A 14,999-nucleotide genomic window follows, 5' to 3' on the forward strand; every position below is an offset into this window, starting at 1 on the left:
GGGAGGTTAAGCGGCAGCGGAGGCCGAACCTGCAGTCGGAACTTCCGAGATCGTCTTCAGAACCTGCGACGCGATCTGGTAGGGGCAGCCCTGCGAGTTCGGGCGGCGATCTTCCAGATAGCCCTTGTAGTCGTTCTTGACGAAGGAGTGCGGCACGCGGATCGAAGCGCCGCGGTCGGCGACGCCGTAGGAGAACTTGTTCCACGGCGCGGTTTCGTGCTTGCCGGTCAGGCGCTTGTCATTGTCCGGGCCGTAGACGTTGATGTGATCCATCAGGTTCTTTTCGAACTGCGCCATCAGCGCTTCGAAATAGGCCTTGCCGCCGACTTCGCGCATATACTTGGTCGAGAAGTTGCAATGCATGCCCGAACCGTTCCAGTCGGTGTCGCCGAGCGGCTTGCAGTGATACTCGATGTCGATGCCGTATTTTTCGGTCAGGCGCTGCAGCAGGTAGCGTGCCATCCAGATCTGGTCGGCGGCCTTCTTGGAGCCCTTGCCGAAAATCTGGAATTCCCACTGGCCCTTGGCCACTTCGGCATTGATGCCTTCGTGGTTGATGCCGGCAGCCAGGCAAAGGTCGAGATGTTCTTCGACGATTTCGCGGGCGACATCGCCGACGTTCGAATAGCCGACGCCGGTGTAGTAGGGGCCCTGCGGAGCCGGATAGCCCTGCTCGGGGAAGCCGAGCGGACGGCCGTTCTGGTAGAAGAAATATTCCTGCTCGAAGCCGAACCAGGCATCTTCATCGTCAAGGATGGTCGCGCGGGCGTTGCTCGGGTGCGGCGTGACGCCGTCGGGCATCATGACTTCGCACATGACGAGCGCGCCGTTGGTGCGGGCCGGATCGGGATAAATGGCGACGGGCTTCAGCACGCAATCGGAGCTGCGGCCTTCGGCCTGCATGGTCGACGAACCGTCGAAGCCCCAGAGCGGAAGCTGTTCCAGCGTCGGGAATACGTCGAATTCCTTGATCTGCGTCTTGCCACGCAGGTTCGGTACCGGAGTGTACCCATCGAGCCAAATATACTCGAGCTTATATTTTGTCATCGTGACTCTCTCAATGCTACGAAGGTGAGCAAATCCGGAGACGATCTCCGCGCGTAAGCGCATCCAACCGCCAGGGGATGCACCTTTAAAAGCACGTAGCGTGCCAGTTCGGCCGCCTCGACAAGAAAATATGCACATCAGCCGCCCGACACGCATTCTCTGTGACCGAAATGCCCGCTTTCTGCGCGAAAACGGATTTTCGGCTTTGGAACCGGATGAAAATTTCGGCGTTAGCCCGAGGTGATGAAGTGTTGAACAAATAGGCGGACGCTCGCCGCGAAGACAGCATATCGATCAATCACAATATATGCGTGCATATATTTTGTGCAATTTGCATAAACTATGTGCATTGTGCTAAGGTCGCGACGTCGAATGTTGATGCGCCGAACGGAATGGAGGCGATCTTATGCCCACCGGTTTCCATCGTGAATCCGCAACGATCTACCAGTTTCCCGTCAAGCCGGCGCGGACCCCCAGCCGGTTCGAACGCGCCCGACTGATGGAGCGCGAGGCAGCCGAGGTCTGCGACGCGGCGCTCGACAGCTGCTGGTATCATGACGAGGCGGTTCGCGAGTCCGATCGGCCGACGAAGTCCTGATTGCTTGATTCCCACGGCAGGTAACGCCGATACGGCGGGGAGCGCCCGCGCATGGCGTTCGTATGTTGGTCGCCATGCGCGGGCTTAACGCCCGCTCAATCCGAGCTTTTCCTTGGCGACCAAGGCGCCATGCTCACTGACGACGCGGGCTGCGACGCTCGCGGCGAATCGGGCGGCGGCCGGCGCGTCCTGGGTCTCGAGATAGCGCGCGAGAAAGGCGCCGTTGAAACTGTCGCCGGCGCTGGTGGTATCGACCACTGTCTCCACCGTCTCGGCCGGAACGAAGGTCTCGTCGCCGGCGAAATTCAAGCGAACGCCGTCCGCGCCGTTCTTGACGACGACATTGGCAGCGCCAAGGGCGCGATAGCGTTGAATCGTCGCCTCGATGGAATCGTCGCCGAAATGCGCGGCTTCGTCATCGAAGCTCGGCATGACGAGCACGGAAGAGCGGGCGCCTTCGCTGATCGTTGTGTGCATCACGTCGTAACTCGACCAGAGGCGGGGACGGATGTTCGGGTCGAAGACCACGAGCTTGCCGGCCGCCTTGGCGCGGCGGATTTCGGCGAGCAGTGTCGTGGCATCCTCTTGCGGCAGAATGGCCAGGGTGATGCCGGAGAAATAGACGAGGTCGGCGCTTTCTACCGCTTCGCGCAGGCGGTCGGGATCGGCGGCAAGGCTGCGGGCGGCCGAGCTGTCGCGCCAGTAGCTGAAGGAGCGCTCGCCGTTCTTCAGACTGATCATATAGAGGCCGGGCGTCCTGCCCCTGATGCGCCGGATCAGGCTCGTGCCGATGCCTGCCTTGTCGATGAAGGCGACCATCTCGTCCGACATGGCGTCGTCGCCGAGGGCGGTGAAATAATCGACCGACCAGTCGGGGCCAAGGCAGGCGCGGGCATACCAGGCGGTGTTGAAGGTATCGCCGGCAAAGCCTTTGCGCAGCAGGCCGTCACCGGCCTGCGAGAGCTCCACCATGCATTCACCGATCGATAGAAACCGTCTTCCGCTCACCTTGTCCTCCCGGCATGAGCGCCGCTGATCCAACAGGCCGCTCTATCGCTTTGAATTGACGCTTCATCCGCTGATACGCGGAGCCGTGCGGAGTGACAAGCATTGATATCGTAAGCGCCGGTATCGCAGGAAATGAAAAACCCGCCTTCGCGGACGAGGCGAAGGCGGTTACCGGCGCGGGTTGATTATTCGTGGATGGTGTAGCTGCCGAGCTCGCAAAGGTCCTGCGTATCTTCGGTCGTGTCGAGGTCCGAGTTTTCGTCGAATTCGAAGCGCATGTCGTATTTGCAGACGGTGCGGCCGTCGGCGATGGTGATGTTCACGGTCTCGCCCGGATTGAGGACCTTCTCGCCGAAGACGTCTTCTTCCCAGCTATTGACGCCGGTCGGCGAGCTGTAGAAGCGCGTCAGGACGGAATTGGTCCCGTTGGTGAGCTGGAACTTCAGATCTTCGGCACGCGATGGCACGGCTGAGGCGGCGATGATCGCGGCGGCAACCGCGATCAATCCAGAGACTTTCGATTTCATATATGCGTTCCCCTCGCCCATGATTGGGCGGAGAAAGGGATAGCATATCCGCAGCTAAATCTTTGTTATCGGAGACTATAGATTCCGAAGTAAGTCCGTTTTCGGAACACTTCCCCCCAAAGATGGAGGGACGCTGATGTTCTGAAAAGATCGTTCCATTCACGGCCTGTCCATGTGGTAGCAGGCCGCCTTCTGGCCGGGACGAACCTCCTCGGTCGGCGGCATTTCGGTGCGGCAGATGTCGGTCGCCTTCCAGCAACGCGGCGAGAAGACGCAGCCTTTCGGCGGGTTGAGCGGCGAGGGCGGATCGCCCTGCAGGCGGATGCGGGTGCGCAGGCGCGCGAGCTTCGGATCCGGGATCGGTGCGGCCGAAAAGAGCGCCTGTGTATAAGGATGGGCCGGATGGTCGAAGACGGTGGCACAGTCGCCCGATTCCACCACCCTGCCGAGATAGAGCACCAGCACATCGTCGGAGATCAGCCGCACGACGGAGAGGTCGTGGCTGATGAAGATCAGCGTCAGGCCGAACTCCCTGCGCAGCTTGCGTAGAAGCGTGATCACCTGACCCTGGATCGAGACGTCGAGGGCCGAAACCGGCTCGTCGCAGACGATGAGCTTCGGTTTGGTGATGACGGCGCGCGCAATGCCGATGCGCTGCGCCTGGCCGCCGGAAAATTCATGCGGATAGCGATTGATCATCTCCGGGACAAGACCAACGGCACTCATGATCTGGCGGACCCGGTCGGTGCGCTCGGCCTTCGAAAGCTTCGGCTCGAAGACGGTGAGCGGCTCGGCGATGATGTCGCCGACGGTCATGCGCGGGTCGAGCGAGGCGATCGGATCCTGGAAGATGATCTGCATGTCGCGGCGCGCGGCGCGCATCTCCTCTTCACTGAGGTCGAGCAGATTGCGGCCCTGCCAGAGAATGCGGCCCTTCTGCGATTTCAACAACCGCAGGATGGAGCGGCCGAGCGTCGACTTGCCGCAGCCGGATTCGCCGACGATACCGAGCGTGCGGCCTTCGGCGAGATCGAAGCTGACATTGTTGACGGCGGTGAGGAAGACCGGCGGCTTGAAGAGGCCTTTTGCCGGCAGTTCGAATTGGGTCGTCAGGTTTTCGACCCTCAGCAGCGATCGCTCAGCCATGGTTCAGCAACTCCTCACGACGCGGGAACGGGTGGTAACAGGCGGCGCAGTGGCGCGGCGCCAGCGTCTCGAGCGGCGGCGGATGGTCGATGCAATCGTTCTGGACCTGCGAACAGCGCGGCGAGAAATTGCAGCCCTTCGGTAGGTGCTGCAGGTTCGGCGGACGGCCGGGAATGACGACGAGGTCGTCGACATCCTGGTCCGGCCGCGGGATGGAGGCATGCAACGCCGCCGTATAGGGATGGGCCGGATTGTCGAAGAGTTCGTCGACGGGGGCCTCCTCGACGATGCGGCCGGCATACATGACGGCGACGCGGTCGGCGAGGCCTGCGACCACCCCGAGATCGTGGGTGATCATCACCAGCGCCGTGTTCATCTCCGCCGTCAGGTCGTTGAAGAGGTCGAGGATCTGCGCCTGAATCGTGACGTCGAGCGCCGTTGTCGGTTCGTCGGCGATCAGAAGCTTCGGCTTGGTCAGCAGCGCCATGGCAATGACGATGCGCTGGCGCATGCCGCCGGAGAGCTCGTGCGGGTAGAGGTGGAACCGCCGGGTCGGATCGGGAATGCCGACGCGTTTCAGCATATCGAGGGCAGCGTCCGATGCCGCGCGGGCCGTCAGGCCGCGATGAACCTCGAGCTGTTCGGTCAGCTGCCGGGAAATCCTGAGCGACGGGTTCAAGGCGGTCATCGGATCCTGGAAGACCATGGCCATGTCCTTGCCGCGAATCTGATCGAGCTCGCGCGGTTTCAGCGACAGCACGTCCTTGCCTTCGAGCAGCGCCTGGCCCGTCGTGGCGCCGTTCTTGGCCAGCAGGCCCATGATGCCGAGGAAGGTCTGGCTCTTGCCGGAGCCGGATTCGCCGACGATGGCGACGCGCTCGCCGCGCCGGACGGTGAGGTTCATATTCGAGACCGCCTTCACCTCGCCGTCAGGCGTCGCGAAGGTGATCGAGTAGTCGTTGAGTTCGAGCAGGACGTCTTTTTGCGTTTCTTGGGGCATTCTTAGCGATCCTTCGGGTCGAACGCGTCGCGCAGGCCGTCGCCGATGAACAGCAGGCTGAGCAGCAGGGCCACGAGGAAGCCGGCCGGGAAGATCAGCAGCCAGGGCATGCTTTCCATGGCGTCGGTTCCCTCGGCGATCAGCGTCCCGAGCGAGGTCAGTGGTTCCTGCACGCCGAAGCCGAGATAGGACAGGAAGCTTTCGGTGGCGATGATTTCGGGCACGGTCAGCGCCGCGAAAATGACCACCGGGCCGACGAGGTTCGGAATGATGTGCTTGACGATGATCTTGAACGGCCGCTGCCCGGAGGCGCGCGCCGCCTCGATGAACTCGCGATGCTTGATCGACAGCGTCTGGCCGCGCACGATGCGGGCCATTGTCAGCCATTCCAGCGCACCGATTGCGGCAAAGAGCAGATAGACGTTGCGGCCGAAGATCACCATCAGCAGGATGACGAAGAGGATGTAGGGAAGCGCATACATGATATCGACGAAGCGCATCATGATGGCATCCAGCCTGCCGCCGATATAGCCCGAGATCGCGCCGTAAAGCACGCCGATGACGACCGACACGACGGTTGCCGTCAGTGCGACCGCAAGCGAGACGCGGGTGCCGTAGAGGACGCGGGCAAGAAGGTCGCGGCCGTTCGGGTCGGTGCCGAAATAGTGGCCGGTCTCGATCGACGGCGGAATGCGGAAGGCGGCCCAGTCCGGATCCTCATAGTTGAACGGAATGAACCAGGGACCGAGGAAGGCTGCGACGATCAGCAGCGCCAGGACGGCGATCGACAGGACGGCCGCCTTGTTGCGTCCGAGCCGGCGCAGGGCGTCCCTGGTGAGCGAGCGGCCTTCGGGCGCCAGGCCTTCCGCCTCGAGAAGCTCCTGGGCGAGCAGCTCGCGTTTCGCGGGGTTGAGGATCATCGGTTTCTCACTTTCGGATCGAGCCAGGCATAGGCGACGTCGACGAGAAGGTTCAGGAACACGATCAGCACCATGTAGAAGATGACCGTGCCGAGAACCATGCCGTAGTCGCGGTTGAGGGCTGCGTTGACGAAATAGCGGCCGATGCCGGGCAATCCGAAGATGCTTTCGACGACCAGCGAGCCGGTGAGAAGGTAGCTTGCCGCCGGACCCAGATAGGAAACGACGGGCATCATGGCGGGTTTCAGCGCATGGCGCATCACCGTCAGGCGCGGGCCGATGCCCTTGGCCTTGGCGGTGCGGATGAAGTTCTGGTTCATCACCTCGATCATCGAGCCGCGGGTGATGCGTGAGATGCGGCCTGCATGCGGCAAAGCCAGAACGACGATCGGCAGGATCAGATATTTGATCGAGCCGTCACCCCAGCCGCCGACCGGAAACCAGGCGAGGTGAATGCCGAAGATCAATTGCAGGATCGGCGCGATCAGGAAGTTGGGCAATACGACGCCAACCAGGATCAGCGCGCCGAGAATGTAATCCGGCGCCTTGTTCTGGTAGAGCGCCCCAAGACAGCCGACGGCCACGCCGACGATGATGGCGATCAGAAAGGCAGCCGTGCCGATGGTGAAGGTATAGGGCAGACCGATCATGATCTGCTGGGCGACGGTGAAATCCTCGCTGGCGAAGGAGGGGCCGAGATCGCCTCGCAGCAGGTCGCCGACATAGATCAGGTATTGCTGGATCAGCGGCTTATCGAGGTTGTAGTGAATGGCAAGGTTCTTCAGGATCACCGGCGGCAATGGCCTTTCGCCATCGAAGGGGCCGCCGGGAGCAAGGCGCAAAACAAAAAAGCAGGCTGTGACGGCGATCCACAGGACGGGGATCGTCGATAGCAGGCGACGGAGGGCGTATTTGATCATGGTCGTGGGCCGGTCCTTCCCGCGCGGGGCGGGAAGGACCGTTTTCCCTTACTCTTTCATCGACAGCCAGCGCGTGCGGTGGATGTCCTGGATGTTGTCGACGAAGCCTTCGATCTTCGGCGAAACGACATTCTTCGAGACATAATAGTAGATCGGCAGGGCGGCGGATTCATCAAGCGCCAGCTGCTCGGCCTTCTTGAAGATTTCGGCGCGCTTCTTCAGATCGGTCTCCGCGTTGCCCTCTTTGATCATCTTGTCGTAATCGGGATTGGACCAGCGGCCGTAATTCATCTGCACGCCCGTCACCAAGAGGTTCAGGAAGTTGTCCGGATCGTTGTAATCGGCGAGCCAGCCGGCACGGCCGATTTCGACCTGGCCACGCTGCATCTGGTCGTAATGCACCTTGGTTTCGGCATTGACGAGCTCGACATTGACGCCGAGCGGCTTCCACATGGAGGCGATCGCCACCGCGATGCGCTTGTGGTTGTCGTTGGTGTTGTAGCTGAGGACGGCATGGAGCGGCTTGTCCGGACCGAAGCCGGCCTCAGTGAGCAGCTTCTTGGCTTCGGCGACCTTGTCCTTATAAGGCAGGTCCTTCCAGCTGACATAGGCCGGCTCGCCGTAATTGGCGGTGCCCGGCGGAACCCAGGAATAGGCCGGCAATTCGCCGGTGCCGAGGATCTGCGGACCGATCACTTCACGGTTGATCGCCATCGACAGCGCCTGGCGGACGCGCTTGTCGCTGAAGGGCGGCTTCTGCGAGTTGACGACATAATAATAGAGGCCGGAGAAGGGGGCGACGTGTGCCTGGCCCGGCAGGTTTTTCTTCATCCATTCATACTGGTCGGTCGGGAAGTCGGTCATAATGTCGAATTCGCCGGCACGGTAACGTTTCAGTGCGGCTTCCTGGTCCTCCAGCACGAAGAACTTGGCGCCGTCGATCTTCAGGTCCTTGGTGCCGTACCACTGATCGTTCTTAACAGTCGTCACATGCGAGCCCGGAACCCATTCGGTCGGCTTATAGGGACCGTTGGTGACGATGTTGCCGATCTTGACCCAGTCCTGACCCTTGGCCTCGACGACATGCTTGGGCAGCGGATAGGCCGTGTAGTGCATCAGGGCGTTGAGGAAATAAGGCGTCGAGTTTTCGAGCGTGATTTCAAGCGTCTTGTCGTCGATCGCCTTGACGCCGAGCTGGTTGAGATCGGTGATTTCGCCCTTGTTGATCTTTTCGGCGTTCTTGATGGTGAACTGCAGATAGGCATACTCGGCAGCGTTCTTCGGGTCGACGAGGCGCTGGAAGGCGAAGACGAAGTCTCCTGCCGTTACCGGCTGGCCATCGGACCACTTGATGCCGTCGCGAAGCTTGAAGGTGTAGACCTTGCCGTCCGGCGAAATGGTCCAGCTTTCGGCCTGGGCGGGAATCGGATTGTCCTTGGCGTCCTCCGTGACGAGGCCTTCGAAAATGTCGCCGGCAATACGGTTCTCCCAGTCGCCGGAAAGCTTCTGCGGGTCGAGCGACTGCGGATCGCCACCATTGTGGATGTTGAGCGTGGCCGCATGCGCCGAAAACGCCAGCAATGTGCCAAGCATTGCGGAGGCGAGAAATTTTTTCGTGAACTGGTTCATCGTGGGTCCACCTTTCTAGGCTTTGCGCCTTTATTAGACATCTGTTCCCGGTATTTGACCTCTTACGTGCAGGTCAGTGCGCACCTTATCGCAAAGGAATCGCGTTGCAACCCCAAATCCGGAGGCTGGAAACGGGTTGTGGACAAGCCTATATACGTCTCCCCCTTGTCGGATCACGACGACGTCACGCGGGGTGTCCGGCACCTTCACAACGACCTCATCCAGTTGTCTTTTGTTTCGTCCGCTTTAGTGTGGCGAGCGCAAACGAAGCAGGAGATGTAGCCGATGGCATTGCAGGCAGGCGGGAATGCGGATTGGTGGCGCGGCGCGGTAATCTATCAGGTCTATCCGCGCTCGTTTCAAGACACCAACAGTGATGGCCTCGGCGACCTCAAGGGGATCACCCGCCGGCTGCCGCATATTGCCAGCCTCGGCGTCGATGCGATCTGGCTCTCGCCCTTCTTCAAGTCGCCGATGGCCGACATGGGCTATGACGTCTCCGACTATTGCGATGTCGACCCGATCTTCGGCACGCTCGCCGATTTCGACGAGATGATGGCCGAGGCGCACAGGCTCGGCATCAAGGTGGTCATCGACCAGGTGATCTCGCACACATCGGACCGGCATCCCTGGTTCGTCGAGAGCCGGGCGAGCCGGAGCAATTCGAAGGCGGACTGGTATGTCTGGGCCGATCCGAAGCCGGATGGGACGGCGCCGAACAACTGGCTATCGATCTTCGGCGGGCCGGGCTGGGAGTGGGACGGCGTGCGCAGGCAATATTACCAGCATAACTTCCTGACCTCGCAGCCGGACCTCAATTTCCATTGCGAAGAAGTGCAGGATGCGGTGCTGGAGACGGTGAAGTTCTGGCTCGACCGCGGCGTCGACGGCTTCCGGCTGGATACGGTGAACTATTATTTCTGCGACAAGCAGCTGAGAAGCAATCCGCCGCATGAGCCCGACGAGGATGACGCCGGCCTCGATGCGCCAGACAGCAATCCGTACGGCATGCAGAACCACCTCTACGACAAGACGCAGCCGGAAAATGTCGGTTTCCTCAAGCGCTTCCGGGCGCTGCTCGATCAGTACGAGGATCGCACGACTGTCGGCGAGGTCGGCGATGGGGCGCGTTCGCTAAAGACGGTTGGCGCCTATACGAGCGGCGGCGACAAGCTGCACATGTGCTACACATTCGACCTGCTCGGACTGGAGTTCACCGCCGAGCATATTCGCGGTTGCGTCGAGGACTTCCAGAAGGTCGTGACCGACGGCTGGGTCTGCTGGGCTTTTTCCAACCACGATGTCATGCGTCATGTCAGCCGTTTTGCGCTGACGGCGGATGAGCGCCCTGTCATCGCCAAGCTGGCGATCTCGGTGCTTGCGGCGCTGCGCGGTTCGATCTGCCTCTACCAGGGTGAGGAGCTCGGCCTGCCGGAGGCGGAGCTTGCTTTCGAGGATCTGCGCGACCCCTACGGCATCCGCTTCTGGCCGGCGTTCAAGGGCCGCGACGGATGCCGCACGCCGATGCCCTGGGAAGCCGGCAAGGCACATGCCGGCTTCACCTCCGCCGAAAAGAGCTGGCTGCCGGTGCCTTACGAGCAGGCGGCCCTTTCGGTGGATACGCAGGAGGACAGCGACTACTCGGTGCTGCACCACTACCGCAGGACGCTCGCCTTCCGGAAGAGCCACCCGGCGCTGATCGACGGCGAAATGACCTTTGTCGACACCAATCAGGACCTGCTCGCCTTCACCCGCGAAAAGGGCGGGGAAAAACTGCTGTTCGTTTTCAACCTGACGCGCAAGCCGGCGGATTTCCGCCTGCCTGACGGTATCGTGCTCAGGGAGCCGTTGGCCATGCCGGGCTACGAGGCTGTGAACGATGGTGGAACGGTGAAACTTGCGGCGCTGGATGGGTTTTGTGCGCGGGTTTGAGGGGTTACTTTAGAAGCTTGTCGTAATCGGCATGAGAGCCGATCCAAAACCAGATGACGTTGTCGCTATCCCTGACGGCTAAAGCTCTCCAGGATGTGCCAACACGTGCCGACCAGAAGCGCCCGACGCGCTTGAAATGCAGGGATGGATGTCTGGGGTCTTGTTTGAGCAGATCGAAATTTTCGTCGGCCAGCTTCCGTATCTGCTCAGGCAAGCCGTCATAGGCCTCCCAGAAGGAGGGAGTTGCATGGTGTTTCAAAGTGGCCTTGTCTTTCCGGCACGAAAATCGGCCAAGGCCTTCTCCGCGAAATGATCGAGCTTGCCGCTCGCGGCGTCTGTTTCCATCTGCCGATCCCAGCGTTCGGCCTGAAGGGCTTCAAACCAAGCGGAAAAGGCTTCGAACTCATGCTTGTCGAGTTCGGTCACGGATTTTTCAATCTGTTCCAGCTTGGTCATGATTTGCTCCAGCGATATTGCAAAATAGGCGCTGCCGTGGAATTTGCCAACAATACTCTCACCCGATCAGCGCGAACTTGTCCACGTCGACCATGCCGCGGTCGGATATTTTCAGGTGCGGAATGACTGGCAGCGGCAGGAAGGCGAGCTGGAGGAAGGGTTCTTCCAGCGTCGCGCCGAGCGCGAAGGCGGCCTTGCGCAGATGGTGCAGCGTATCGCGGACCTTTTCGTAGGGCTCAAGGCTCATCAGGCCGGCAATGGGTAGGGCGATTTCGCCGGTGACCTTGCCATCCTCCACGACGACAAAGCCGCCCTGGATCTCGCCGAGGCGGTTTGCGGCGCGCGCCATGTCATCCTCGCTGACGCCGACGACGCAGATATTGTGGCTGTCATGGCCGACGGTGGAGGCGATTGCGCCCTTTTTCAGGCCGAAGCCCTGGACGAAGCCGTTGGCGTGGTTGCCGTTCTTGCCGTGGCGCTCGATGACGGCGACCTTGATGATGTCGTTGGCAAGGTCGACTGCCGTCTCGTTGCCTTTGACGGGCAGCCGGTAGCGGCGATGTTCGGTGATGATCTTGCCCGGCATGACGCCGATGACCGATGTCTCGCCCTCCCTGGCCGGCACGCCGAAATGGGCGGCGTTGATCGGCCGGGCCTTGACGCTGTCGAGGCCGATCGGAGCGACCGGCTTGCGCGTGGAAAAGAGCGCATCGGTGACGCGCCGGCCGGCGGAGAAGACCATTTCGGCGCGGCAGTTTTCCAGACTGTCGAGAACCACGAGATCAGCCCGCCAGCCCGGCGCCACGAGACCGCGATCGCTGAGGCCGAAGGCGCGGGCCGCCGAGATCGAGGCGGCGCGGTAGATCGCCAAGGGCTCGACGCCGCTGGCGATCGCGGTGCGGATCATGTGATCGAGATGGCCCTGTTCGGCGATGTCGAGCGGATTGCGGTCGTCGGTGCAGAGCGCGAGATATGGTGAAAGCCGCTCGGTAATGATGGGGATCAGTGCGGCGAGATCCTTCGACACGGAGCCCTCGCGCACGAGGATATGCATGCCCTTGCGGATCTTCTCCAGCGCCTCAGTGGCGGTCGTGCATTCGTGCTCGGTGCGGATGCCGGCTGCGAGATAACCGTTGAGGTCGTTGCCTGATAAAAGCGGCGCATGACCGTCGATATGGCCGCCCTGGAAGGCGTCGAGCTTGGCCATGCAGACGGGATCCTTGTGGATCACGCCGGGGAAATTCATGAACTCGGCGAGGCCGATGACCTTCGGGTGATGGCGGAAGGGCAGGAGACGTTCGATCGGCAGGTCGGCGCCTGCGGTTTCGAGATGGGTCGCCGGCACGCAGGAGGAAAGCTGGACGCGAATGTCCATGATCGTTTCCAGCGCCGATTCCAGAAAGAATTCGATGCCAGCGGTGCCGAGCACATTGGCGATCTCGTGCGGATCGCAGATCGCGGTGGTAACGCCATAGGGCAGGACGCAGCGGTCGAATTCATGCGGCGTGACGAGCGAGGATTCGATGTGCAGATGCGCGTCGATGAATCCCGGAACGACTATTCTGCTCGATATATCGATTTCGGTCTCGCCCTCATAGCTGCCCGAAATGCCGACGATGCGATCGGCGCCGATGGCGATGTCTGATTGGACGAGCTCGCCGGTGACGAGATCGAAGAAGCTGCCGCCCTTTAGCACGATATCGGCCGGCACGCGGCCGACACCCTGGTCGATAAGACGTTCGAGTTTGGTGGTCATGGATTGCTACCTCTTCGACCGTTGTCTGCCGATGATCCGGAGCGTTATCGAAATCCGGAGGTTGTGCCATCCGGTGACTTTCGCTGCGACATTTGCAGTGCTAGTGACGCAAGAATACAGATGTCGGTTTTCAACTCAAGGTGATGATATGAAAGCAATTATTTCGGCAGCCTGCATGGCTGTCCTACTGTTAAGCGGCTGTGTGAACAACTCAGCTGTACTCACGACCGATAAACATGGAAAGGTCAGTCGGATCATTCTCGCGAAGTCGACTGGAAGCGTCGCTTCCGATGAAGACCTTAAGCGCGTCGTGGTCGCCAGTTTCTACGCACGGATTTCAAATCCAAAACCTAGCTGGACTTATCGTCAACCGATGGTGCTTAACAAACACCCGACAGTGGAAAGCTATCTGCGTGACGGGAAGCGGGATTGACAGGCAGCCCATCTCTTAAAATACCGATCGGACGCCGCGGGCGCCCGATCCTGTTTTCCGCAGACCTCGTCGATCACTCAGCAGCGACGATCTTACCGCCTTCCCACTTGTAGAGCGAGAAGCTCTGCGAGGTCAGGTCGCCGGCTTCGCCGTAGGTGACCTTGCCGATGGCGGTCGGGATCTCCTTGCCGTCTTTCAGAGCGGCGGCGACGGCTTCGGCATCCTCGGCGCTGCCGGCCTTCTCGATGCCGGCCTTCAGCACTTCGACGGCGGCATAGGCGTTCAGCGTGAAGGCCTCGGCCGGAATGTTCTTGGCGGCGAGCGCGTCGGCGGCCGTCTTGGAGTCCGGATTCTTGGTGGCGTCGGAGGCGTTGGTGAACAGCGTGCCTCCCGCCGCATCCGTGCCGATCGCCCAGAATTCGGTGTTGGAGAGGCCATCGCCGCCGATGATCATTGCGTTGGCGGAGAGATCATGCAGTTGCCGGGCGAGCAGGCCGCCTTCCGGGTGATAGCCGCCGAAATAGACGATATCGACCTTCTCGGACTTGATGCGGGTGGTGAGCGCGCTGAAATCCTTGTCGCCGGGCGTGATCGCGTCATTGACGACCTCGGTAACGCCGCCGGCGTTCAACGTCGCCTTGAAGGCATCGGCGAGGCCTTTGCCATAGGCGCCCTTGTCGTTGACGATGGCGATGCGCTTGTCCTTGAAGTTCTGCAGCACGTATTTGGCGGCGACTTCCGCCTGCTGGTCGTCGCGACCGCAAGTGCGCAGCACATTAGCGAGGCCGCGCTTGGTCAGGTCGGGGGCGGTCGCCGTCGGGGTGACCATCAGCACGCCGTTTTCAGCCAGCACGTCCGAAACGGGGATCGCGACACCCGATGTCACCGGGCCGACGACGAAGCGGATGCCGTCGCCGACGACCTTGTTGGCGGCGGAAACGCCCTGCTTCGGTTCGCCGGCATCGTCGGCCAGTTCGAGGACGACCTTTTCGCCGAGAATTCCGCCCTTCTTGTTGATCTCGTCGACGGCGGTCTGAGCACCGTTCTTCACCTGATCGCCATAGGCGGCGACCGGGCCGGTCAGCGGCGCGATCAGGCCGATCGTGATATCGGCATGGGCAAGCGGTGCAAAGGCGAGTGACGCGACGAGGGTCGCCGTCAATGTCTTGAGGGTCATTGTCTGTCTCCTTGGATGGGGTCTTCGACCCGCGATGAGGTGCCGCGCCGGCCTTCCCCGATCATTCAACAGCCTTTTCGGGGCCGTGCCAAGGACGATCGGTATCGGCGCGATCAGCGAGCCCGCCGGCCATGTTTGACTCGAGGAAGCTCATGCGAGATTTCTAGGAATTTTGATGAGATTGCGCAAGTTCATAACAAAATGGACGGAAAATACGGTCGATCCGACCGAAAATGCGCTTGAGCGGATCATTTTCTACGTTTTTCAGGGATTTTTCAGGGGGCGAGGTCGCCAAAGGCCAGGGCCGCCGCCGGACGAAACCACCTCCATACGGTTGTCTTTATCTTTCCCATTAACCGTTAGTTTGGCCAATGACATTACGATCCCACCATACCCAAATACGGCAGCATTGAAAAAGAGACGACATAAAGAATTACGTAAACATATCGG

15 protein-coding genes are annotated in these 14,999 nt (G+C 60.9%); 3 read left to right on the forward strand and 12 right to left on the reverse strand.

Going from position 1 to position 14,999, the window contains the following annotated elements:
* Positions 1-6: 6 nt before the first annotated feature.
* The gene (locus CO671_RS03495) at positions 7-1,047 is read right to left on the reverse strand and encodes a glutamine synthetase beta-grasp domain-containing protein (RefSeq protein WP_064684407.1); all 1,041 of its coding nucleotides are present in this window, start codon (positions 1,045-1,047) and stop codon (positions 7-9) included.
* Positions 1,048-1,453: 406 nt separating this feature from the next.
* Between CO671_RS03495 and gstI the strand changes: the two genes are divergently transcribed.
* Positions 1,454-1,645 carry a glutamine synthetase translation inhibitor GstI gene (gene gstI, locus CO671_RS03500; RefSeq protein ID WP_097604448.1) on the forward strand — a complete coding sequence of 64 codons (192 nt, stop codon included), beginning with the start codon at positions 1,454-1,456 and terminating at the stop codon, positions 1,643-1,645.
* Between the two features lie 84 nt (positions 1,646-1,729).
* On the opposite strand, the gene CO671_RS03505 is transcribed toward gstI, so the two are convergent.
* The 7 genes from CO671_RS03505 to CO671_RS03535 form a co-directional block, all read right to left on the reverse strand.
* Positions 1,730-2,653 carry a sugar kinase gene (locus tag CO671_RS03505; protein WP_097604452.1) on the reverse strand — a complete coding sequence of 308 codons (924 nt, stop codon included), beginning with the start codon at positions 2,651-2,653 and terminating at the stop codon, positions 1,730-1,732.
* A 185-nt stretch (positions 2,654-2,838) separates the two neighbouring features.
* Entirely contained in the window at positions 2,839-3,180 is a 342-nt protein-coding gene (locus CO671_RS03510) for a hypothetical protein (RefSeq protein WP_097604455.1), read from the reverse strand.
* Positions 3,181-3,339: 159 nt separating this feature from the next.
* Positions 3,340-4,326: an oligopeptide/dipeptide ABC transporter ATP-binding protein gene (locus tag CO671_RS03515; protein WP_097604457.1), complete on the reverse strand. Its 987-nt coding sequence runs from the start codon at positions 4,324-4,326 to the stop codon at positions 3,340-3,342.
* Positions 4,319-5,326, reverse strand: a complete 1,008-nt coding sequence (locus CO671_RS03520; RefSeq protein WP_097604461.1) for an ABC transporter ATP-binding protein — start codon at positions 5,324-5,326, stop codon at positions 4,319-4,321. Before CO671_RS03520 ends, CO671_RS03515 begins: the two co-directional genes overlap by 8 nt.
* 2 nt (positions 5,327-5,328) lie before the next feature.
* Positions 5,329-6,246, reverse strand: a complete 918-nt coding sequence (locus CO671_RS03525) for an ABC transporter permease subunit (protein ID WP_097604465.1) — start codon at positions 6,244-6,246, stop codon at positions 5,329-5,331.
* Positions 6,243-7,166, reverse strand: coding sequence for an ABC transporter permease subunit (locus tag CO671_RS03530; RefSeq protein WP_097604469.1), 924 nt, complete (start codon positions 7,164-7,166; stop codon positions 6,243-6,245). The genes CO671_RS03525 and CO671_RS03530 overlap by 4 nt, the downstream gene beginning before the upstream one ends.
* A gap of 48 nt (positions 7,167-7,214) precedes the next feature.
* Complete coding sequence (locus CO671_RS03535; RefSeq protein WP_097604472.1) at positions 7,215-8,795, reverse strand: peptide ABC transporter substrate-binding protein; 1,581 nt, start codon at positions 8,793-8,795, stop codon at positions 7,215-7,217.
* Positions 8,796-9,080: 285 nt separating this feature from the next.
* Between CO671_RS03535 and CO671_RS03540 the strand changes: the two genes are divergently transcribed.
* Complete coding sequence (locus CO671_RS03540) at positions 9,081-10,727, forward strand: alpha-glucosidase family protein (protein WP_097604475.1); 1,647 nt, start codon at positions 9,081-9,083, stop codon at positions 10,725-10,727.
* Positions 10,728-10,731: 4 nt separating this feature from the next.
* Here CO671_RS03540 and CO671_RS03545 read toward each other — a convergent pair whose 3' ends face one another.
* The 3 genes from CO671_RS03545 to ade are packed head-to-tail and all read right to left on the reverse strand — an operon-like array spanning position 10,732 to position 12,939.
* Positions 10,732-10,986, reverse strand: a complete 255-nt coding sequence (locus CO671_RS03545; protein ID WP_097604478.1) for a hypothetical protein — start codon at positions 10,984-10,986, stop codon at positions 10,732-10,734.
* Complete coding sequence (locus CO671_RS03550) at positions 10,983-11,183, reverse strand: hypothetical protein (protein WP_097604481.1); 201 nt, start codon at positions 11,181-11,183, stop codon at positions 10,983-10,985. Before CO671_RS03550 ends, CO671_RS03545 begins: the two co-directional genes overlap by 4 nt.
* Positions 11,184-11,241: 58 nt before the next feature.
* Complete coding sequence (gene ade / locus CO671_RS03555; RefSeq protein ID WP_097604484.1) at positions 11,242-12,939, reverse strand: adenine deaminase; 1,698 nt, start codon at positions 12,937-12,939, stop codon at positions 11,242-11,244.
* A 148-nt stretch (positions 12,940-13,087) separates the two neighbouring features.
* Here ade and CO671_RS33235 point away from each other — a divergent pair, with 148 nt between their 5' ends.
* Entirely contained in the window at positions 13,088-13,372 is a 285-nt protein-coding gene (locus tag CO671_RS33235) for a hypothetical protein (protein ID WP_141514332.1), read from the forward strand.
* A 73-nt stretch (positions 13,373-13,445) separates the two neighbouring features.
* Here CO671_RS33235 and CO671_RS03560 read toward each other — a convergent pair whose 3' ends face one another.
* On the reverse strand, positions 13,446-14,549 hold the full coding sequence (locus tag CO671_RS03560; protein ID WP_097604486.1) for a branched-chain amino acid ABC transporter substrate-binding protein: 1,104 nt from the start codon (positions 14,547-14,549) through the stop codon (positions 13,446-13,448).
* Positions 14,550-14,999: the final 450 nt, after the last annotated feature.

It is taken from the genome of Rhizobium sp. M10 (assembly GCF_002531955.1).
GTDB classification, from domain to species: Bacteria; Pseudomonadota; Alphaproteobacteria; order Rhizobiales; family Rhizobiaceae; genus Rhizobium; species Rhizobium etli_C.